16 protein-coding genes, 1 tRNA gene and 1 riboswitch are annotated in these 20,746 nt (G+C 60.2%); of the genes, 4 read left to right on the top strand and 13 right to left on the bottom strand.

The window, feature by feature from the left end; all coding sequences use genetic code 11:
• Nucleotides 1-48: 48 nt before the first annotated feature.
• Together CO583_RS00610 and CO583_RS00605 are read right to left on the bottom strand one after the other, a co-directional pair.
• Nucleotides 49-133: transfer RNA gene (locus CO583_RS00610), tRNA-Leu, on the bottom strand.
• A gap of 147 nt (nt 134-280) precedes the next feature.
• Entirely contained in the window at nt 281-1,759 is a 1,479-nt protein-coding gene (locus CO583_RS00605; protein ID WP_248630521.1) for an NAD(P)H-hydrate dehydratase, read from the bottom strand.
• A 60-nt stretch (nt 1,760-1,819) separates the two neighbouring features.
• On the opposite strand from CO583_RS00605, the gene CO583_RS00600 reads away from it, so the two are divergent.
• The 3 genes from CO583_RS00600 to CO583_RS00590 all read left to right on the top strand — a co-directional run bounded on the left by CO583_RS00600 (nt 1,820) and on the right by CO583_RS00590 (nt 6,036).
• Nucleotides 1,820-2,263, top strand: a complete 444-nt coding sequence (locus tag CO583_RS00600) for a hypothetical protein (RefSeq protein WP_043559900.1) — start codon at nt 1,820-1,822, stop codon at nt 2,261-2,263.
• Between the two features lie 486 nt (nt 2,264-2,749).
• Nucleotides 2,750-4,741: a DEAD/DEAH box helicase gene (locus tag CO583_RS00595; RefSeq protein WP_248630579.1), complete on the top strand. Its 1,992-nt coding sequence runs from the start codon at nt 2,750-2,752 to the stop codon at nt 4,739-4,741.
• Nucleotides 4,738-6,036, top strand: coding sequence for a class I SAM-dependent RNA methyltransferase (locus CO583_RS00590; protein WP_248630522.1), 1,299 nt, complete (start codon nt 4,738-4,740; stop codon nt 6,034-6,036). The genes CO583_RS00595 and CO583_RS00590 overlap by 4 nt, the downstream gene beginning before the upstream one ends.
• 39 nt (nt 6,037-6,075) lie before the next feature.
• Here CO583_RS00590 and CO583_RS00585 read toward each other — a convergent pair whose 3' ends face one another.
• The 8 genes from CO583_RS00585 to CO583_RS00550 all read right to left on the bottom strand — a co-directional run bounded on the left by CO583_RS00585 (nt 6,076) and on the right by CO583_RS00550 (nt 13,461).
• Complete coding sequence (locus tag CO583_RS00585) at nt 6,076-6,432, bottom strand: iron-sulfur cluster assembly accessory protein (RefSeq protein ID WP_043561127.1); 357 nt, start codon at nt 6,430-6,432, stop codon at nt 6,076-6,078.
• A 45-nt stretch (nt 6,433-6,477) separates the two neighbouring features.
• Nucleotides 6,478-6,924 (bottom strand): SUF system Fe-S cluster assembly protein, encoded by a 447-nt coding sequence (locus CO583_RS00580; protein ID WP_081563230.1) that lies wholly within the window; start codon nt 6,922-6,924, stop codon nt 6,478-6,480.
• A gap of 7 nt (nt 6,925-6,931) precedes the next feature.
• Nucleotides 6,932-8,143 (bottom strand): aminotransferase class V-fold PLP-dependent enzyme, encoded by a 1,212-nt coding sequence (locus CO583_RS00575; RefSeq protein WP_248630523.1) that lies wholly within the window; start codon nt 8,141-8,143, stop codon nt 6,932-6,934.
• Nucleotides 8,136-9,335: a Fe-S cluster assembly protein SufD gene (gene sufD / locus CO583_RS00570; protein ID WP_248630524.1), complete on the bottom strand. Its 1,200-nt coding sequence runs from the start codon at nt 9,333-9,335 to the stop codon at nt 8,136-8,138. The genes CO583_RS00575 and sufD overlap by 8 nt, the downstream gene beginning before the upstream one ends.
• Nucleotides 9,332-10,102, bottom strand: coding sequence for a Fe-S cluster assembly ATPase SufC (gene sufC, locus CO583_RS00565; RefSeq protein ID WP_043559896.1), 771 nt, complete (start codon nt 10,100-10,102; stop codon nt 9,332-9,334). The genes sufD and sufC overlap by 4 nt, the downstream gene beginning before the upstream one ends.
• Nucleotides 10,103-10,105: 3 nt before the next feature.
• The gene (sufB, locus tag CO583_RS00560; RefSeq protein WP_086441718.1) at nt 10,106-11,587 is read right to left on the bottom strand and encodes a Fe-S cluster assembly protein SufB; all 1,482 of its coding nucleotides are present in this window, start codon (nt 11,585-11,587) and stop codon (nt 10,106-10,108) included.
• Nucleotides 11,562-12,056, bottom strand: a complete 495-nt coding sequence (locus tag CO583_RS00555) for an SUF system Fe-S cluster assembly regulator (RefSeq protein ID WP_081563234.1) — start codon at nt 12,054-12,056, stop codon at nt 11,562-11,564. Before CO583_RS00555 ends, sufB begins: the two co-directional genes overlap by 26 nt.
• A 148-nt stretch (nt 12,057-12,204) precedes the next feature.
• On the bottom strand, nt 12,205-13,461 hold the full coding sequence (locus CO583_RS00550) for a DUF445 domain-containing protein (protein WP_081563235.1): 1,257 nt from the start codon (nt 13,459-13,461) through the stop codon (nt 12,205-12,207).
• Nucleotides 13,462-13,657: 196 nt separating this feature from the next.
• Between CO583_RS00550 and CO583_RS00545 the strand changes: the two genes are divergently transcribed.
• Nucleotides 13,658-16,450 carry a phosphoenolpyruvate carboxylase gene (locus CO583_RS00545; RefSeq protein WP_248630525.1) on the top strand — a complete coding sequence of 931 codons (2,793 nt, stop codon included), beginning with the start codon at nt 13,658-13,660 and terminating at the stop codon, nt 16,448-16,450.
• 142 nt (nt 16,451-16,592) lie between these two features.
• Here CO583_RS00545 and CO583_RS00540 read toward each other — a convergent pair whose 3' ends face one another.
• The 3 genes from CO583_RS00540 to rpmB form a co-directional block, all read right to left on the bottom strand.
• The gene (locus CO583_RS00540; protein WP_408902054.1) at nt 16,593-17,924 is read right to left on the bottom strand and encodes a voltage-gated chloride channel family protein; all 1,332 of its coding nucleotides are present in this window, start codon (nt 17,922-17,924) and stop codon (nt 16,593-16,595) included.
• 45 nt (nt 17,925-17,969) lie between these two features.
• Nucleotides 17,970-18,058: riboswitch (Fluoride riboswitch) on the bottom strand.
• Between the two features lie 105 nt (nt 18,059-18,163).
• Nucleotides 18,164-20,275, bottom strand: coding sequence for an elongation factor G (gene fusA / locus CO583_RS00535; protein ID WP_043559890.1), 2,112 nt, complete (start codon nt 20,273-20,275; stop codon nt 18,164-18,166).
• A gap of 153 nt (nt 20,276-20,428) precedes the next feature.
• Nucleotides 20,429-20,734, bottom strand: coding sequence for a 50S ribosomal protein L28 (gene rpmB / locus CO583_RS00530; protein WP_043559888.1), 306 nt, complete (start codon nt 20,732-20,734; stop codon nt 20,429-20,431).
• Nucleotides 20,735-20,746: the final 12 nt, after the last annotated feature.

Genomic DNA, 20,746 nt, shown 5'->3' with positions numbered 1-20,746 from the left:
TATGACAAGGGGATCATCGACATTGTTGTACTCAGGAGGAGACTGCCTTGGTGCGGGCGGAGGGACTTGAACCCCCACAGCTTGCGCCACCAGAACCTAAATCTGGCGTGTCTACCAATTTCACCACGCCCGCATGAACCATACGACCTGTTCTCCAGCATCCGCACCTCCCTGACAGGCAGGCACGGACCCTTCATCAGTCTGCGGATTTAGCGCATGAGACAGGCATCGGCAAGGGTTTCTCTTTGCAAAGATGTCATTTCTGCCATGGGCGGTCCTGTTATTCTGCCCTCACGCACACACTGTCCCCTTCAGGCCTCTTGGAAGCCGCATGCCGGGCCGCCCCCAGCTCTCCAAAAAGGTCTTCCGGTACGATCCAGCCTGCTTTCCTGCGGGCAGCACGCCGTCCTGCCTCACCATGAACCCAGACAGCCGCCGCAGCAGCCTCCCAGGCGGGCAGCCCTGCGGCGAGAAAGGCCCCAACAAGCCCACTCAGCACATCCCCTGCCCCGGCAATGGCCAGAGCTGGCGTGGCGTGGACGTTGATGGACAAACGGCCATCCGGAGCCGCAATGACCGTATCGGCTCCCTTCAGAACAACCACGACACCCAACTGGGCTGCAGCGCGCCGTGCGGCCTCCAGACGGCTCCCCTCCACCTGCCCGAAAAGGCGGGAAAACTCACCCATGTGCGGCGTCATGACGGAAACCCCCTTCAGTCGCTCGGGGTGCCCGGCCGCCCATGACAGCGCACCGGCATCAGCCACGATTGTTCGACCAGACTTCTGAAGGCATGGCAGTGTCCGCTCCACCTCCTCCAGACACAGGCCGGGGCCACAGACCCAGACGTGCCGACGCTCATCCTCCAGCGCCTGCTCCATGGGCTGTGCATCCACAATAGCAGCCGGTGAAGCGAGTCGGTACAGCGTGGCAGCCTCGGCTGGCACCGTAAGGCGGACAAGCCCGGCACCGACATGCCGGGCTGCCTCGAACGCAAACAAGGCGGCACCGTGCATGGCAGCACCACCACAGATGCTTACCACGCCCCGTCTGTATTTGTGGTCCCCAGGCCTCTGCGCCGGGAGCCGCCATAAACCCGGTGCATTCTCCCACAGCCGGACACTCTCCATCTGGATCATGGCAGCGGCAGGCGCCGCCAGATCGACGCAGACAACCTCACCACAGAGCGACCGCCCTGGTTCCAGCAGATGGCCCGGCCTTTTGCGGATCAGGGCAATGGTCATCCGGCAGGCTGCCACACGCCCCGAACACGCCCCTGTAGCACCGTCCAGACCAGATGGAACGTCAATGGCAATGATCTGCCGTGCCGCAGCAAAGAAATCTTCGACACATTCCGGCAGGGACCGGTTCATGCCAGCACCGAATACGGCATCAATCACCAGATCAGCCCGTCGGGCCTCCTCCTGCGTGAAAGCCACCACCGGCCCATGCCAGCGCTTTGCCATCCTGTCAGCCAGACTGCCAGGCTCAGGCGGATGCAGCACCGCCACGGACACAGGCCAGCCACGCTCGGCCAGATGACGGGCCAGCACATGGCCATCGCCCCCATTGTTCCCTGGCCCACAGGCCACCAGAGCCCGGCAGGGCCGGACATGCTGGCAGACAGCCCGGGCAGCCATCATGCCAGCTCTCTCCATGATTACAGGCAGAGTCGATGCCATGGCATGATCCATCCGCCGTGTATCCTCAGGAGCCAGAAGAGCCTGCGACAGGGCTTCCTGATACGGAAAACAGGACATAATGGAATCTTCCCTCTATAAGACGTGGCCAATCACTCAGTTACACGTTACGGATTGACCATGACCAGTTCCATTCTCTGGGGGCTCATCCTCGCCCTGCATCTCCTCTGCATCACCTACTGGGTCGGTGGCGCCATCTTCTGCCTCCAGTCCCGCCGCAGCGTCCGCCTGCTGGAAGCACAGCAGGCCAACACGGTTCTGCTTCAGACCTATGGCCGTTATCTCAAGGCGCTCTGCCACGTCGTCCCTGTGGCTGTCCTCAGCGGAATCGCCCTCATCATCCATGCAGGCGCCTATCTGCCTTGGCCGTTCCACCTCATGGCCTTCTGCGGGCTGGTGATGATCGTTATTTTCCTGAGCATGCTTTTCGGCCCACTGCGGGCAGCACGGCGTGCCATCCGCCCTCAGCCGCAGCTTTTCAGCTCCCTGCATCGGCGGGCAGCCCTCATGGCGCTGGCAGGCATCATCGCCATCATCGCCGGTGCTCTTGGTGGCGGCGCCTGACATCCAGCTCTCTTCACCGTGAGCGACCGCCTATTACCTTGCCAAAAACGGCATTTGACGATAACGGATATTAACGAACCGGAGAGGCTGATACCCTTCCTCTCCGGTTGCCTTTCATCTGCCCGACAGGCTGCCGGGCAGCCTGCCCTGTAACAGAAACATTCCGAGAGTCATTTGAGCAGTAAACCATCCTCTGGTCCGTCCAAGACCCGCAGCAGCACCAGCCGCGTGCGGAAAACGTCCACTCCCCGCACGAAGACACCCCGCACCGGGACAGAAACCGGGACGGAACACCCAGCGGACGATACTGTGCAGGATGACACCACCACTGCCGCCCGCAAGCCAGCCACGCGACGCCGCAGCACGACAGCCGGTACCAGGAAGAAAGCCACGACTCCAGCCGCCACGGCTGCTGATGAGACAGCCCCGGCTGCTGAAGCTGCGGAGCCTGCCGAGAAACCCAAGCGCACGACGCGCCGCCGCAGCGTGAAACCCACGCCAGAAGATGCTCCCTCCCCAGATGAGGCGACAGAAAGCAGCGCCTCCACTCCGGCAAAGAAAACGGTAAAGCGCACCCGCCTCAAGGCTGCCACTGCTGAGGAAGCATCTGCCCCGGCAGACCCCACAGCAGATACCGGGAGTGAGGAAGCTCCCCCCGCACGCAAACGCAGGGCGACTACCCGCACCAGAAAAACAGCCGAAACAGAAACTGCCAAAGCCGACGTCCCGGAAAAAAAACCGGCAACGCCTCGCACACGCCGCAAAAAGACGGCCGAAGCCACACCGGCCACGGAAACCGTGGACGGCCACGAAGAGTCGGCTACCCCTCCAACACGCCGCCCTTCCACCCGTCGGAAAGCTGCTGAAGAAACGGTCGAAACCACGGCAGGCAGCGCCGCACCAGCCGGAACGGAAGACAAGGCATCCGCCACACCAGCCAAGCCTCGCCGGAAAAGAGCGAAGAAGGCTGAAGCAGAAACGGCTGAGCCGCAGACAGAAAAACCAGCTGAGGGAACACCCACCGAGACCGGCTCGGAAAGCCGTATCCTCTTCAGCGATCTTGGTCTTTCCGAACCGATCCTCCGGGCCGTGGAGGAAATGGGCTATACTCATCCCACGCCCATCCAGGCACAGGCCGTGCCAGAGATTCTGACCGGGCGTGACGTCCTTGGCGTGGCGCAGACTGGCACCGGCAAGACGGCCTCCTTCACCCTGCCGATGCTGGAGAAGCTCTCCAAATCCCGAGCCCGGGCCAGGATGCCCCGTTCGCTCATTCTGGAACCCACCCGTGAGCTTGCCCTCCAGGTTGCCGAGAACTTCAAGCAGTACGGGGCGCATCTGCGCCTCACCCACGCTCTGCTGATCGGTGGCGGCAAGATGAACGAGCAGAAGGAACTGCTCAACCGTGGCGTGGACGTCCTCATCGCCACCCCGGGGCGGCTGCTCGACATGTTCGAACGGGGCGGACTGCTGATGACGCAGACTGACCTTCTCGTCATTGATGAGGCCGACCGTATGCTGGACATGGGCTTCATTCCCGATATTGAGCGCATCGTGAGCCTGCTGCCCAGACGGCGCCAGACCCTTTTCTTCTCCGCCACCATGGCTCCGGAGATCCGCCGTCTGGCCGACAATTTCCTGAACAGTCCCAAGGAAATCACCGTCGCCCGCCAGTCCTCCGTTGCCAGCACCATTACCGAGGGCCTGCTGGTCGTGGAGAAGAAGGACAAGAGCCGTGCCCTCTGCGCCCTGCTGCGGCAGGATGACGTGCAGAACGCCATCATCTTCTGCAACCGCAAGCGTGACGTGGACACACTGGAACGCCATCTGACACGGCAGAAATTCTCTGTCGGCCACCTGCATGGCGACCTGACGCAGGACCTGCGTTTCGAAACCCTTGAGCGCTTCCGCACAGGTGATCTCCAGATTCTCGTCTGCTCCGACGTGGCGGCCCGTGGCATTGACATTGGCGGGCTGTCCCATGTCTTCAACTATGACCTGCCTTTCAATGCGGAAGATTACGTCCACCGTATTGGCCGCACGGGCCGTGCCGGCAAGGAAGGCAAGGCCTACAGTCTGGCCACACCTGATGAGCAGAAGCTGCTCGAGGCCGTCGAGAGCCTGACAGGCAAGACGATCGAGCCACTGACTGTAAAAGGCTTCCGCCATCTTGAATGGCGTGGAGAGGAGGATGCCTCCCCTGCCTCCGCCAAGGATGAGAGCAAGGGTCAGCAGCGGAATGGCAGAAACAGGAAAACTGCCGAACCGAAGCAGGAAGACCGTCCGGCCCGCAAGAAGCAGCCGGAGCGTGATCCTCTGCCGGAAGCCCGCAAGCATGACCACAAGCGGTCCGGCCGAGCCGAACTGCTGCCACCCGTACCGGAAAAGAACGGGATGCAGGATGGCTTTGGCGAGAATGTACCTGCTTTCATGAAGGTCAGCTTCCTGCCGGAACCACGTGATCCGTCCGACTCATGATGGAAACGTCCACGCAGATTCACGCCACTGTCGAACAGCTCGGCCGTTCGGGAGACGGGATGGTGCGTCATGAGGGGCGGGCCTGGTACATTCCCGGAACCCTGCCGGGCGAGCAACTGCATCTGCGATTCCATGACGGCGAAGCGGAACTTCTGGAGCGGGAAAGCACATCCCCCCATCGGGTAGAAGCGCCCTGCTCCCTGTCCGACTTCTGCGGCGGCTGTGCCCTCCAGCACATGGACCAGACCGCCCTGCTGGAGTGGAAAAAGGATCAGGTCCAGCGTGCCCTGAACAGAAGCGGCTTTACGGACCTGCCAGAACCTGCCCTGTACCAGACGCCCCCTCACAGCCGCCAGCGGCTGGACGTAGCCCTGCAAAGGGTACCGGGGGGCATCATTCTCGGGCTGCATCAACGGGGTGGTGACCCGGTGGACATGACGGAATGTCCCCTCATCCGCCCGGAACTGCTGAAGCTGCTTCCTCCACTCCGTGAGTGCCTCTCCTCCCTTGGTGCCCTGACAGGGCGTGGCAATCTGGCCATCAACCTTCTGGACAGCGGCCCGGACCTGACGCTGGAGACACCCGCTCCCCTGAGTGGTTCTGACAGGGAAAAACTGGCCGCTTTTGCACGGGACCATGGGATTCCACGCATCACATGGCGTCCGGCTCCCGGCAGGGTGATGGAAACGGCTGCACAGACGGGGCCGGTCTTCCATCATTTTGGCGGTGTCAGGGTCTCACCCCCACCAGCCAGTTTTCTTCAGGCCAGTCAGGAAGGTGAGCAGGCCATCCGTGAAGCCGTTCTTGCCGGTCTGCCGCCGCTGAACCGGAAGGACCGGATCATCGAGCTGTATGCTGGATGCGGAACCCTGACCTTCCCGCTGGCCCAGCACGGTTTCGTGCAGGCCTATGAGGGCGACAGGGCGGCTATCGCCTCCCTCCGTGCCGCTACCCACGGCAGCCGTGCAGAAGGCTCCGAGCGGGACCTGAATCGCCAGCCCCTCCTGCCGCCTGAACTGAATCAGGCCCGTGTTGTCGTGCTGGACCCGCCCCATGCTGGCTCAGGCAAGCAGCTGGCCTCCCTTCTGCGCTCCAAAGTGCAGGATGTGGTCTATGTCAGCTGCAATCCAGCTGCGCTGGAAAAAGAACTCCCCGCCCTGAAGCAGGCCGGTTTTGCCGTGCTGTCATGGACCGTGATCGACCAGTTTCTCTGGTCCACGGATGTCGAGACCGTGCTGGTTCTTTCCAGAGATCCGAAACGCATCCGCAAAGCCGAAAAAAAGCGGAAGGGATAACCTCCCTCCCGCTTCATCACGTTGCGCTTGCTTCCACCATCAGACGTGGAAACTCTCCCCGCAGCCACAGCGGCCCTTCTCATTGGGGTTGGTGAAGGTGAATCCTGATTCCAGCTCCTTCACCTCATAATCCATGACCGTGCCGATCAGGAAGAGCGTCGCCTTGCTGTCCACCAGCAGGGTCAGCCCGTGATCCTCGATCCGCTCATCCCCTTTCTGGACTTCCGGCACGAAATTCATCTCGTAAGACATGCCGGAACAGCCACGCTTGCCCACGCTGATGCGCAGGAACTTTCCCTTCTCGGCTCCCTCATACAGGGTCTTCAGGCGGGCGGCAGCCCGGTCTGTCATGGTCATCAGGGGTGGCAGGCTGCGTTTGGGGGCAGTATCTGTCATGAGGGTACCCTCCCGATCTTCAGTTTCCAGCGTGTTCATTCAGGATCAGAACATGTTCAGGGCAAGACGGGCATTGTCGCTCATCCGGCTCATGTCCCACGGCGGATCCCAGACCACCTTGACGGTCACTTCCCGCACGGTCGGAACGGACAGCACGGCATAGCGCACCATCTGGGGCAGCTCCTGCGCACTCGGGCAGTTCGGGGCCGTGAGGGACATCTCAATATCCACACGCCCGTCATCATGCAGGTCAATGGCGTAGATCAACCCCAGCTCGTAGACGTTGACCGGAATCTCCGGGTCAAAGACGGTCTCGATGGCGGCGATGACCTCATCCTGCTGTGGCGGCGCATCCACGGGGGGTGGAACAAGCTCCTCCTGCCCCGCATAGGCCTGCTCCCGTGTCGGAACAGACGGCCCGGCGGGAACGTTCTCTTCCACAGCGGAAGAAACCGCCTCATCTCTGCTCTTCAGCTCGTCTGTTTCTGTCATGACATCCTCACGCAAGTAAGGCACGCGCACGCTCAATGCCGTGGGCCAGAGCGTCTATCTCGTCACGTGTCGTATAAATGGCAAAACTGGCTCTGGCGGTTGCCTGCACGCCCAGCTCCTGCATCAGCGGTTCAGCACAATGCTGCCCGGCCCGGATGGCAATGCCCTGCTGATCCAGCAGTACGGCAAGATCATGCGGGTGTGCCCCCTCCACCTGAAATGAGAAGACACCGCCCCGCTCCACCGGGTTTCCCATGATGCTCACACCATCCGTCTTTTCAAGCACCTTCTGGGCATAAGAGACCAGATCACGCTCATGTGCTTCAATCACGTCTGCCCCCAGCTCCTCCACGAAACGGATGGCGGCTCCCAGACCCAGCACTTCCAGAATGGCGGGCGTGCCAGCCTCGAATTTGTGCGGCGCATCGGCCCAGCTTGCCTTCTCGAACGAGACGGAGCGGATCATGTCCCCTCCCCCCAGAAAAGGCGGCATCTCCTCCAGCAGGGGCAGCCTGCCCCAGAGGATGCCGACACCCGTAGGCCCATAAAGCTTGTGGCCGGTAAAGACGAAGAAATCCGCCCCCAGAGCCTGCACGTCCACCCTGCGGTGGACGATGGACTGGGAGCCATCCACGATGACTTTCGCCCCGTGCCTGTGGGCCAGCTCCGCCAGCTTTTTCACGGGCGTGATGGTCCCCAGCACGTTGGACATGTGCGTGACGGAAACCAGCGCAACACGGCCATCACCCAGCAGCTCTTCATAAGCGGCAAGATCGATGTCCCCATCCGCATTGATGGGGGCCACACGCAGCTCGATGCCCAGCCTGTCCCGCAGCATGAGCCACGGCACGATGTTGGCATGGTGCTCCAGAGCGGAGATCAGCACGGCCTGCCCGGGCCTAAGCTGGCTGCCCAGCGAATGGGCCAGCAGATTGAGGCCCTCCGTGCTGTTCTTGGTAAACACGATCTCCCGCCGGTCCGCCGCATTGAGGAACCGGGCCACATCATCACGCACGGCTTCATAAGCCTGCGTGGTCCGCTCGCTCATGTCATACAGACCACGATGGATATTGGCGTAACAGTGCCGTGCCGCTTCGCTCATCGCCTCGATGACACAGTCCGGCTTCTGGGCAGAGGCTGCGCTGTCCAGAAAGACCAGCGGACGGCCATGAGCCGTTTCGGACAGGATGGGGAAGCGGGCACGCACGTTATCAGACATGGCCGGGCAACGCTTTCAGCAAATAGTCCCGCAGGCTTTCATGCTCCACCAGTTCCACCGTTTCCAGAAGGAAGGCCTGAACCAGCATGTCACGGGCCTGCTCCTCCTGGACCCCACGGGAGCGGAGATAGAAAAGCTGGTCTTCATCCAGCGCACCAACGGTCGCACCGTGGCTGCACTTGACGTCATCAGCGTAAATCTCAAGCTCCGGCTTGCTGTTCATCTGTGCCTTTTCGGACAGGAGCAGGGCCTGGTTCATCTGGTAGCCATCAGTCTTCTGGGCGATCTGGTCCACCAGAATCTTCCCCTGGAAGACACCCTGTCCGTTTTCCGACAGCACGCTCCGCACCGTCTGGCGGGACGTGCAGTCCGGTGACGCATGATGGATCATGGAAGACAGGTCGTTCAGCCGGGCACCATCGACAAGCTGGATCGCATTGACGTTCGTGTTGCTGAACGGGCCAGACAGCTGGGTGACGACTTCCTGACGGGCCAGCACGCCCCCCTGATTGAGCGTGAAGCTGTCATAATTGCCACGCTCACCCACACGGGCCCCGACAATGGCCAGACGGGCGGCCTCATGGCTTTCAGCCTGCTGCGTGATGTGGCTGAGATGCGCCTTGTCCGCACAATGGACATCCACCTGCGGATTGGTCAGATACTGCCCCGTGCCAAGCTGGACATCCAGCAGGGTCAGCTGCGCCCCCTCATCCAGCGTGACACTGTGATGGAGATGGGTGGACACGCCATCCCCTTCCGTCAGGCTGACCATGACGATCAGCCCGGCATCCGTCCCGGCCGGAACATGAAGCCGTGCCCCCGGCTGACGGAGGGCCGCATTCAGACCGGCAGAGAAACGCCCCGCCAGCAGCGGCTGCACGGCAGAACCGTCACCATATTCCTGCACGTCCATGCAGTCTGGCAAGTGGGACAGCTCCTTGCAGAACCGGCCATTGGCAAAGACCAGCAGGCCATCATGCTCTGGCAGGTTCAGGGCTTCCACACGCTGCTTCACGGTGGCGGCTTCAAGGGCTGGAGCCTCCTGCCAGGCAATCCCGTTCAGGGACTGGAGTGGCGTGTAATGCCATGCCTCCACCCGACGTGTTGGCAGCCCTTCCGCTCCCAGCAGGGCTGCACGCTCTCCGGCACGCCCCGTCAGGGCCTGCCAGGCTGCTGCACTGTTCTCACTCACGCTGCCGCCTCAAGAAACTGTTTGTAGCCCTGTTTTTCCAGCAGTGTTGCCACTTCCGGGCCGCCACTATGGATGATGCGTCCGTGCGCCATGACATGCACACGGTCCGGCACGATATATTCCAGCAGACGCTGGTGATGGGTAATCACCAGTGATGAGAAGTCCGGCCCACGCAGGGAGTTCACACCCTCCGCCACGATACGCAGCGCATCGATGTCCAGCCCGCTGTCCGTCTCGTCCAGAATGGCCAGAGAAGGCTTGAGCAGGCGCATCTGGAGCACCTCGTTGCGCTTCTTCTCACCACCGGAGAAGCCGACATTCACGGCCCGCTTGAGCATCTCGCCGGACATGGAAAGGCGGCTGGTTTCCTCCCGTGCCAGCTTGAGGAAGGACACGGCATCCAGCTCCTCCTCACCACGGGCCTTGCGCACGGCGTTTACTGCCGTCCGCAGGAAGTTGGCGTTGTTGACACCGGGCAGTTCCACCGGGGACTGGAAGGCCAGAAACACACCCAGTGCCGCACGTTCTTCCGGCTCCAGCTCCAGCAGGTCCTGCCCCTTGAAATGGGCGGAACCACCTGTCACCTCGTAATCCTCACGCCCCGCCAGAACATAGGAGAGCGTGGACTTGCCAGAGCCGTTCGGCCCCATGATGGCGTGAACCTCTCCCTTGGGGATCGTGAGGTCCAGACCCTTCAGAATTTCCTTGGGGGTGCCGTCAGCATCGATCTGGGCCTTCAGCCCCTCAATCTTCAGAAAATCACTCATAGCTCAACCAACGCTCCCTTCCAGGCTGATCTGAAGCAGCTTCTGTGCTTCCACAGCAAATTCCATCGGAAGTTCCTTGAGGACTTCCCGGCAGAAACCGTTCACGATCAGGCCAACGGCTTCTTCTTCTGAAAAACCACGGGACCGGCAGTAGAAGAGCTGGTCCTCGGAAATCTTGGATGTCGTCGCCTCATGCTCGATGCGCGCACTCATGTTGCGGCTCTCAATGTAAGGCACCGTATGGGCACCGCACTGGTCACCGATCAGCAGGCTGTCACACTGCGTGAAGTTCCGACCGTTGCGAGCCTTGGGCTGCATCCGGACAAGCCCACGATAGGTGCTGTCCGACTGTCCAGCGGATATGGTCTTCGCCACGATGGTGGACCGTGTATCCGGGGCGAGATGGATCATCTTCGTACCCGTATCGGCCTGCTGATGTCCATTCGTCACCGCAACGGAATAGAACTCACCGACAGAACCCTTCCCCGCCAGAATGCAGGACGGATACTTCCACGTGATGGCAGAACCGGTTTCGACCTGTGTCCATGAGATGCGGGCACGATCACCTTTGCAGATGCCCCGCTTGGTCACGAAGTTGTAGATGCCGCCCTTGCCGTTCTCATCCCCCGGGTACCAGTTCTGCACCGTGGAATATTTGATGAAGGCATCTTCCATCGCCACCAGCTCGACCACGGCGGCATGAAGCTGGTTCTCATCACGCTGCGGGGCCGTGCAGCCTTCCAGATAGGAAACAGTGGCCTGGTCCTCGGCAATGATCAGCGTCCGCTCAAACTGCCCCGTATTGCGGGCATTGATGCGGAAATAGGTGGACAGCTCCATCGGGCAACGCACCCCCTTGGGCACGTACACGAAGGAACCATCGGTAAAGACGGCCGAGTTCAGGGCCGAGAAGAAATTGTCCGCCACTGGCACGACCGTGCCCAGGTATTTCTTCACCAGCTCGGGATGCTCGATGATGGCTTCGGAAATCGGGCAGAAAATCACCCCGGCCTCGGCCAGGGTCTTGCGGAAGGTCGTGGCCACGGACACGCTGTCAAACACCGCATCAACAGCAACGGGTGTCTTCTGCCCTGCCCCTTCCACGCCGGCCAGCATTTCCTGCTCATGCAGGGGGATGCCGAGCTTCTCATATGTCCTGAGCAGTTCGGGATCGACCTCATCAAGGCTCTTCGGGCCTGATTTCTTCTTCGGCTGGGCGAAGTAATGGGCGTCCTGATAGTCGATCGGCGGATGCTTGATCTTCGCCCAGTCCGGTTCGCTCATGTCCTGCCAGGCACGGAAGGCCTTCAGCCGCCAGTCCAGCATCCACTGCGGCTCTTTCTTGCGGGCAGAAATCAGCCGGACGATGTCCTCATTCAGCCCCTTCGGGGCGAGGTCCATCTCCACATTGGTCTCAAAGCCCCATTCGTAATTGGACTTTGCCAGTTTCTCGACCGCTTCACGGGTTTCTGACACAGCCGGCATGACATTCTCCCTGTTCCTCAGGCCTATGCATTGTCGCTTCCACCGATGTGGCAGAGGACGGATCGAATTTCAGATCGGGGTTGGCCATATCGGCCAGAGTGATGGTCTCCAGGGCCTGCCGGACCGCTGCATTGACCATATCCCACTGCCCTGACAGACCGCAGGTCTCACCATGTGCACATTCCTTGCCATCACAGCAGGCTGTCACGCAGATGGGACCATCCACCACGCTGATGACCCGGGCCACGGAGATGTCGGCCAGCTCCTCGGCCAAGCGATAGCCGCCCCGGGCACCACGGAAAGAGACAACCAGCCCACCTGCTGCCAGCCCTTTCAACAGTTTGGCAACTGTTGGCTCTGGCACCCCCGTCTCCTGCGCCAAAGACGCTGCCGTGGCCAGATCACCACGCACACCAAGACGCACGAGAACAACGGTCGCATAATCAGCCAGTTTGGACAGTCTCAGCACAATGAAAAACCTACATCCTATATCAATGATTCTCTATTTAAGACCCAACAGGTCCCCATTCAAGGGAGTGACCCATATTTTCCCGATGGTCAAGCCTTATGTGCCGCCAGGATAAAGCGTTTTTCATATTTTGTTAAAAAATACCCAATCACGGAACAAGACAGACAAGCAGCCCCTCCAGCACGGCACCTATCACAAAGCCGACGACAGTGCCATTGACACGAATATAGGCCAGATCTTTCCCGATACCAGCCTCCAGCCGGGCTGACAGGCTCTTGGCATCCCAGCGTCCGATAACACGGGCAATCATCCCCGCTACATTCTTCCGCATCTGCGGCAGGGATTTCACGATAGCCTGCCGGACCGCCCTGTCCAGCTGGCTGGCCAGGTCTGTCCTTTGCAGGAGCGTCCCCGTCAGCTGCTGGTAGGCAGTCCGCAGTGCCTGCGTACTCAACCCATCATCCCGCCGACTATCTTCCTCCACCATCAGGCAGAGCCGCCGCCACAAACCGCCACCCCATTCCTTCACACTCTCGTGTGCGAAAAAAGACGTGATGCTGCCCATGAGCTGACGGGCGCTCTCCGGGTCATCGTCCAGATCCTGGATTTTCCGTTTTACCCAGCGTGTAAACCCATGCCGGATATCGGAATCCATGGGGTCCACCCGGCCCAGCTCCGCCTTCAGGGCTGTCAGCACCTGCGTGGCCACCGAGGCCCCGATGGCCCAGCCAACCAGCCGCCCCCCCTGCTCACGCACCCGCCTCTCCACAAACCGGTGCAGGTCATCCTCCTTCGTGCTGACCAACTCCTTGAACTGCGCCAGAAAGAAAGAAAAGACTTCCTGATGGATATCCTCATCCACCATGGCTCTCAGGGCACGGATGACAAGTGCCGTAACGTCATCCCTTTTCATTAGGGTCGGAAAAAGGGTGACCAGAAAAGAGCCTCCCCGTCCATCTCCGATGCGCTCCAGCACCGCCGGGGCCAGACCACGAAGGTGACGCAGCAGAACCTCTTCCGTCTCCTTTTTCTGAAGAAGACGGGCCAAGGCCGCTGGCAGATCGGCACCTTCCAGCAGGCGCAGCATTTCTTCTTCTGTCAGGAAATGCTCAGCCATGAAACGGCCCAGCGCATCCCCCAGCTGGGCCTTTCTCTGTGGCAGGATGGCCGTATGCGGTATGGGAAGCCCAAGAGGATGCCGGAACAGGGCCGTAACGGCAAACCAGTCTGCAAGCCCCCCCACGACACCCGCCTGGCTGCCAGCCCGCAGCATTTCCAGCCAGAGTGAGGGGCCAAACAGCTTCTGCCAGACGCTCAGACGGCTGATGACAGCCAGCACGGACGTCCCCACCAGCAACAGGCCTGCCCAGAGAGAGGCCCCGTTTTTCCTCACCGGAAGAAACATGACGATGGACTGCCCTCCTGCATGACCGTTGGTTGCCGCCCTCCTGCCAACTTCAGGCAGGCCGAACAGAAAGCACTTCTTATTAACAAGACTTGGCGCTTTATCACAATTGAGCCTATACAGGAACGATCACGCCGGCGATGGAGCCACACCGTTCCCGGCCCATATGAGACCAAGACAAGCGAGACTGTTCCCCATGCCAGATTGCGCCTCCCAGACTGACGCATCGCCTGCTGAACTGATTGAATCCTGCACCACTGCGCTGACATACTCTCCGCATGATTTTTCCAGCCTGATCATTTCCCTTGCGAAAAAGGCAGGTACGGAAAATGGTCTGGAAGCAATCGGTCAGACCGTACGTCTGTTACGGGACCGCAACTTCATGACCCGGGCCGACGCCCTGCGCCGGTATGTGGGGCTGGAGCATGACGGAGCCGAATGCCCGCCGGAGCCCCGGCTGCGCAAGGTCGCCGAGCAGCTTGTCGCACAGGCACGGACACCGGATGACCTCTCCGTCACCGGTTTTGCTGCTGTCTTCACCGCTCATCCCACCTTCGCTCTGGCCAATGATGTGTACGAACTTCTGGCCCGTCGGGCGGAGGATCCGTCCTGCCCTGTTCCCACCCTGCCAACGCATCGCCGCAGTGCGCCTCCAACACTGGATGAAGAACAGTCTCTTGCCCTGGCTGCCATCACCCGTGGGCGGGATGCGCTGGACAGCCTTACCATGGAGATCCTCCAGACAGCCCGTCGCCGCTGGCCTGAAGCCAACGAGATGACCCCTGCCCCTGTCCGGCTGGCCAGCTGGGTCGGGTTTGATACGGATGGCCGCAATGACATTGGCTGGTGGGACACCATCCGCATCCGTCTTGGCCTCAAGATTGCCCAGCTGGAACGTCTGCTTGAAGGACTGGAACAGATCGGGCTGAAAGAAGGTGTGCTGAGCCGGCGTGTGGCCGAAGCCCTTGCCGCCACGCAAAAGCAGCGTGACATCTGCCCCCGCTCTGTCCCCGGCCAGACCATGAAACCGGAAGACATCGCCCGCTTCGCCCATGTCCTCATCGACCTGCGGGAAACGGCCCTGCTCAATGCTGATGAGCTACGCCCTCTCTTCCGTGAGGAGGCAGCCCGGCTGGATGGTGAAAAAGCCCATCGGCTGGATGTCATGCGTACGGGGTTCCTCAATCACGGGCTTGGACTGTCCCACATCCATACCCGCCTCAATGCAGCCCAGATTTACAACGTGGCCCGTACAAGGCTGGGCCTGACAGATGATCCGACCCTGCCTTTCCATCGTCGGGCGCTTCTCTCCCATATTGATGCCGCCATGGATGACCTCAAGCCGCTGGCCATCGATTTCGGGGCCCTGCTGGTAGAGCCCAGTGCCGCCTCACGCCTGATGATGACGATGGCGCAGATCCTCAAACATGTGGATTCCGGCTCCCCCATCCGCTTCCTGATTGCCGAGACGGAAAGCGGCTACACCCTGCTGGCCACACTATGGCTGGCCCGGCTCTTTGGCATCCGTGATGACCAGATCGAGATTTCCCCACTCTTCGAAACGGAAACGGCTCTGGAGAACGGTGCCGAGATTCTGGAGGAAGCCTTCCGCTCACCACACTGGCGGGCCTATCTCCGGGCCAATGGGCGCCTGTCCCTCCAGTTCGGTTATTCGGATTCCGGGCGTTATGTCGGCCAGCTGGCGGCCGGCCCCATGGTGGAACGCCTGCGCCTGCGGACACTGGAGCTGATGAAAGAACATGGGCTGGAAGACATCGCCCTGACCATGTTCGATACCCATGGTGAAAGCATTGGCCGCGGTGCCCATCCTTTCAGCCTGAAAGAGCGTCTGGAATATTTCTCTCCGGCCAACACAAGGCAGGCGCTGCACAAGGCGGGCATTACAAGCCGGGTTGAAGCTGCGTTTCAGGGAGGGGACGGCTACCTCGCCTTCGGTACGGACAGGCTGGCGGCCTCCACCATTGCAACACTGGCTGAATTCGTGGCAGCCCAGGGCGAGCCCATTGCGGCTGACAAGCTGAATGATCCACTTTTCAACAAACCCGATTTCGCCATGGACTTCTTCTCCACCATCGCCCTGAAGATGGGTGACCTGGTGAACGACCCGGGCTATACCGCCCTCCTCAGCGCCTTCGGCCCGGCACTGGTGGACAAGACCGGCTCCCGCCCCTCTGCACGTCAGTCCGATACAGCACGGGTAACACGCATAACCCATCCAAGCCAGATCCGGGCCATCCCCAACAATGCCATTCTCCAGCAGCTGGGCTGGTGGGCCAATGTCCTGCATGGTCTCGGCAGTGCTGCCCGCCGCCATACAGAGCAGTTTGAACGGTTGCGTCACAGCTCGCCCCGCTTCCGCCAGCTTATGGATTTTGCCTCCCAGGCTCTGAACCATTCAGACCTTGATGTCCTCCGGGCCACCATCCATCAGCTGGACCCCGGTACATGGCTGAACCGGGCTGCGGACTGCGACAATGCTGATGATCGGGTCCATTTCCTCAACATTGCCCGTGACCTTGAGGAGCTGGAATTCTGGAAGAGCGTCCCGGCCCTGTTCCGGCGCATCCAGAGGGAAGATATCGCCCTGCGCTCTGCATGGCCTGAAGCCCCTCGCATGGATGTGGATGAAAAGCTCCTGCACGTCATCCGCTTTGCTCTGATGGACCGCATCTGGACCCTGGGAACACACATCCCCTATTTCGGTCCCCGTGGTACTCTGACACGGGAAGCCATCACGACACTCATCCTGTGTCTTGATGTGCCACGGGCTCTCCGCCTGCTGGATGACCTCTTCCCCATCACGGCCCCCAGCATTGCCGATCTCGATTTCGGTGAACCGGGTGGCGCTGCTGTGGCACAGGGCTTTGCCCGTGAGCATCGGGAGATATTCCAGCCACTGCAAAACGCCTTCGACCTGCTCCGGGAGGTCGGCGTGGCCATCATGCACGCCAATCACTGCTTCGGCTGACATTCCTCCATCAGGCGAAACACGACCATGAAAAAGGGCCTCCTTCCCAGTGGAAAGAGGCCCTTTTTCTATCCTCACAGACTTGCAAAACGGAGACGATCCACACTCTTCCCACGTTCCTCTCCATCCATTCTGGAGACGTTCAGTCTTCTGTCCAGATACCTTCCCTCGTACGGCGCAGCGCTATACCAGGGACAAAATCAGGTCGCCATATTTTGGGCACCCCCACTTTCTGGGACAGGTAAATCCCCGTATGCCCTGAGCAGAGATAGGCGATGAAACAGCCCGTGGCGTAATAGACAATGTTCGTCCCACCAAACAGCTCCACCCCCATGACCGTACAGGCCAGAGGCGTATTGACGGCTCCACCGAACACGGCCACCATCCCCACACCGGCCAGAAGATCACCAGGCACACCGAGCACCGGTGCAAGGGCATTTCCCAGTCCAGCTCCTACAAAGAACAGAGGCGTAACCTCTCCTCCCTTGTAGCCTGTGGCAAGAGCCAGGACTGTGAAAACCAGCTTCAGCAGCCAGCTCCACTCATAATGGGTCGTGCTGAAAAAATTGACGATGGACGCTCCGCCCGCCTCCGGTGCCACGACACCAAGGCCCAGATAATCCCGTGTTCCCAGCAGCCAGACCAGCAGAATGGTCACGACACCGCCAATGGCTGGCTGCAACCAGGGTGTCGGACAGATTTTCTTGATGACCGGACCAAGCCTGTACACACCCTCCGCAAAGGCACGGCTGGCAAACCCGAAAGCCACAGCCGCCACAGCAACCTTTACCCACAGCAGGGCATCAACATGGAAAGGCGTCTGCCCTGGGGCTGCCAATCCCCTGAATGTAACGGAATAGACCGCATGATGTATCCCCCATTGATGGCATGTCCAGTCCGCAATGATGGACGTAACAGCCACAGGCAGCAGGGCAGAATAATCCAACGTACCAAGGGTCAGGACTTCCAGGCCAAAGACCGCCCCCGTGATGGGCGTGCCATACACGGCGCCAAGGCCGGAGGCTACACCAGCTGTCAGCAGAATGCTCGTGTTGCGGCTGTCCAGCCGGAACAGTCGGGCAAAACTGCTGGCCAGACTTCCACCCATCTGCACGGCAGTGCCTTCACGCCCCACGGATGCCCCAAAAAGGTGACTGACCACTGTCCCGATGAACACAAGCGGGGCCATGCGCAGCGGTACCCCTTCCGAAGGTTTGTGGATTTCATCAAGGATGAGATTATTACCGCCTCCTGCACGACCGCCCCACCAGTAATAGGACAGGGCCACGGCCACACCGGCGAGAGGCAATCCATAGAGAATGTCAGGATGGTCAAACCGGTATTGCGTCACCCATTCCAGCATCCAGAGGAAAAGAGCGCAAAAACTGCCCACCACAACTGCCAGCGGTACCAGTACACAGAACCACTGAAACAGACGGGACAAAAAAGAAACGCTTTTCTGGAAAAACAACATGACAAATTCCCCCTAACGCACCCTCACCGATCACTGCGAGGGATTCTGTTGGCAGGAATCATCAGCCTTCCCCGGCAACCGGGTGGCGGTTCGGCCCACAAGGAACCCGGTGGCAATCCATCACCGTTCCCTCTCAAAAACACGATCCCATAATACCTGTCAAGCAGACGCAAAAAGAAAACCCCCCGCCAGCACGCTGGCGGAGGGCCTCCCTCACAGAACAGTCAGCAGGGAACGTATCAGCTACGCTCTGCGATGATCTCATCCTGCACGTTACGAGGCACCGGCTCGTAGTGGTGGAACTGCATGGTGAAGGACGCACGGCCCTTCGTGGCAGAACGCAGATGGGAAATGTACCCGAACATTTCCTTCAGCGGCACCTGGGAGCGGATCAGAACCGTGGAACCCGAGGTCTCCTGGTTCTGGATGATACCACGACGACGGTTGAGGTCACCCACCACGTCACCGACGTGATCGTTCGGCGTGGTGATCTCCACATCCATGATCGGCTCCAGAATGACCGGACCGGCCTTCTTCATACCTTCACGGAAGCAGGCCTTGGCAGCGATTTCGAAGGCCAGGGCCGAAGAGTCAACGTCGTGGTACTTACCGTCTTCCAGAGTGAACTTGAAGCCCACCGTATCGAAGCCAGCCAGTACACCCGTCGTGGACTGCATGCGCACGCCCTTTTCGACAGCCGGGATATATTCCTTCGGCACGGCACCACCGACGATCTTGTTCTCGAACAGAATCTCCTCGGCACCCTTCTCCGTCAGCGGCTCGAAGGTGATCTTCACCTCAGCGAACTGACCGGAACCACCGGACTGCTTCTTGTGGGTGTAGGTCTCGGTGTGAGACTGGGTAATCGTCTCACGGTAAGCAACCTGCGGGGCACCGATGTTGGCATCAACGCCATATTCACGGCGCAGACGGTCCACGATGATGTCCAGATGCAGCTCACCCATACCGGAAAGAATGGTCTGACCCGTTTCCTGGTCTGTCCGCAGATGCAGGGACGGATCTTCGGCTGTCAGCTTCTGGAGAGCCAGCGTCATCTTCTCGACGGCGTCCTTGGTCTTCGGCTCGACAGAAATGTCGATCACCGGAACCGGGAACTGCATGCGCTCCAGAATGACCGGATCAGCTGCATCGGCCAGCGTGTCACCTGTCACGGTATCTTTCAGACCAACGAAGGCAGCAATGTCACCAGCACCAACAGACTTCACTTCCTGACGCTTGTCAGCGTGCATCTGGAACATGCGGCCAACGCGTTCCTTCGTGCCCTTGGTGGTATTCAATACGGTGTCACCCGTGTTCAGCACGCCACGATAGACACGGACGAAGGTCAGTGTACCGTACTTGTCGGAGATGATCTTGAAGGCCAGACCAGCAAATTTACCTTCCGGGTCCACCGGGATGATCGGCAGGAAGCTCTCGTCAACTTCCTTGTCTTCCGGCGGAGCAATACGGATGCCCTCGACTTCGTCCGGTGCTGGCAGATAATCCACCACGGCATCCAGAAGCGGCTGCACACCCTTGTTCTTGAAGGCCGTACCGCACAGCACAGGACGGAACTCACCAGCGATGGTGCCCTTCTTGATGCAGCGTTTCAGGGTTGCGACATCCACCTCACCCTTCTCGAAATACTCTTCCATGGCGGCGGTATCGACGCTCAGGGCGGTATCGAGCAGGTTCTGGCGGGCTTCCTCGGCACGCTCCTTCATGTCGGCCGGAATCTCTTCATAGTGGAACTTGGCGCCCAGCTCACCGCCTTCCCAGACGATGGCACGCATTTCCACCAGGTCCACCACACCGACCATGTTCTCTTCAGAGCCGATCGGCAGCTGAAGCGGAATGGCCACGATGTCCAGCTTCTCCTTCAGTGTGCTGAAGGCGTAGTCGAAGTCGGCACCGGTACGGTCCAGCTTGTTGATGAAGATGATGCGGGGCACGTTGTAGCGGTCAGCCAGACGCCAGTTGGTCTCGGACTGCGGCTGCACGCCAGCCACACCTTCAATCACGAAGATGGCGCCATCGAGCACACGGAGGGAACGGTTCACCTCGATGTTGAAGTCGATATGGCCAGGGGTGTCGATGATGTTGATGCGGTGGCCGTCCCACTCGCAGGTCACGGCAGCAGACGTGATGGTGATGCCGCGCTCACGCTCCTGCTCCATGTAGTCGGTTGTGGTGTTCCCGTCATGCACTTCACCGATACGATGGGACATACCGGTGTAATAGAGCATACGCTCTGTTGTTGTCGTCTTACCGGCATCAATGTGAGCGGTAATACCGATGTTGCGAATCTTTGAGAGAGCGGACTTCGCGCCCTGAACGCTGTCGTCGGTCACGGGAAACCTCCAAAATGCAAGGAAAGGTGCCACCGCCTGCGCCGGGGCACCCTCATCAGGCCCTGTATGAATACCAGAAAAACAGACTACCCCGGCAGAGCCACCCCGGAACAGCCGCCCGTCCTGCGGAGAGAACGGGCTTCAGCTGCCTGATCAGGCAGCTGACTGGGCAGCCTTGCGCTCCTGCACACGCAGGATGCGACGCTTGATGACCAGAGCTTCTGGCGTCAGTTTCCGGTTCGGTGTGCCCAGCAGGAAGGAATCAAGCCCTCCATTATGCTCGACCGTACGGATCCCCTTGGCGGAAAGGCGCATACGCACCGGAGCCTCGAGAATATCGGACAGGAGCGTGGCTTCCTGAAGGTTCGGCAGGAAACGGCGACGGGACTTGTTGTTGGCGTGGCTGACGTTATTGCCCGTCAGTACCCCTTTGCCCGTGACATGGCAACGGCGAGACATAGAACTTCCTCG

This window comes from Parasaccharibacter sp. TMW2.1882, from assembly GCF_023337635.1.
GTDB classification, from domain to species: Bacteria; Pseudomonadota; Alphaproteobacteria; order Acetobacterales; family Acetobacteraceae; genus Bombella; species Bombella apis.
The sequence above is the reverse complement of the archived record's forward strand: the minus strand, read 5'-3'. Positions and strand labels throughout refer to the sequence as shown.

Bases quoted from the DNA above. Each gene is read 5' to 3' on its own strand.
- CO583_RS00605 (WP_248630521.1), bottom strand. From the start codon at position 1,759: ATGTCCTGTTTTCCGTATCAGGAAGCCCTGTCGCAGGCTCTTCTGGCT.
- CO583_RS00600 (WP_043559900.1), top strand. From the start codon at position 1,820: ATGACCAGTTCCATTCTCTGGGGGCTCATCCTCGCCCTGCATCTCCTC.
- CO583_RS00590 (WP_248630522.1), top strand. From the start codon at position 4,738: ATGATGGAAACGTCCACGCAGATTCACGCCACTGTCGAACAGCTCGGC.
- CO583_RS00585 (WP_043561127.1), bottom strand. From the start codon at position 6,432: ATGACAGATACTGCCCCCAAACGCAGCCTGCCACCCCTGATGACCATG.
- CO583_RS00580 (WP_081563230.1), bottom strand. From the start codon at position 6,924: ATGACAGAAACAGACGAGCTGAAGAGCAGAGATGAGGCGGTTTCTTCC.
- CO583_RS00575 (WP_248630523.1), bottom strand. From the start codon at position 8,143: ATGTCTGATAACGTGCGTGCCCGCTTCCCCATCCTGTCCGAAACGGCT.
- sufC (WP_043559896.1), bottom strand. From the start codon at position 10,102: ATGAGTGATTTTCTGAAGATTGAGGGGCTGAAGGCCCAGATCGATGCT.
- sufB (WP_086441718.1), bottom strand. From the start codon at position 11,587: ATGCCGGCTGTGTCAGAAACCCGTGAAGCGGTCGAGAAACTGGCAAAG.
- CO583_RS00550 (WP_081563235.1), bottom strand. From the start codon at position 13,461: ATGTTTCTTCCGGTGAGGAAAAACGGGGCCTCTCTCTGGGCAGGCCTG.
- CO583_RS00545 (WP_248630525.1), top strand. From the start codon at position 13,658: ATGCCAGATTGCGCCTCCCAGACTGACGCATCGCCTGCTGAACTGATT.
- CO583_RS00540 (WP_408902054.1), bottom strand. From the start codon at position 17,924: ATGTTGTTTTTCCAGAAAAGCGTTTCTTTTTTGTCCCGTCTGTTTCAG.
- rpmB (WP_043559888.1), bottom strand. From the start codon at position 20,734: ATGTCTCGCCGTTGCCATGTCACGGGCAAAGGGGTACTGACGGGCAAT.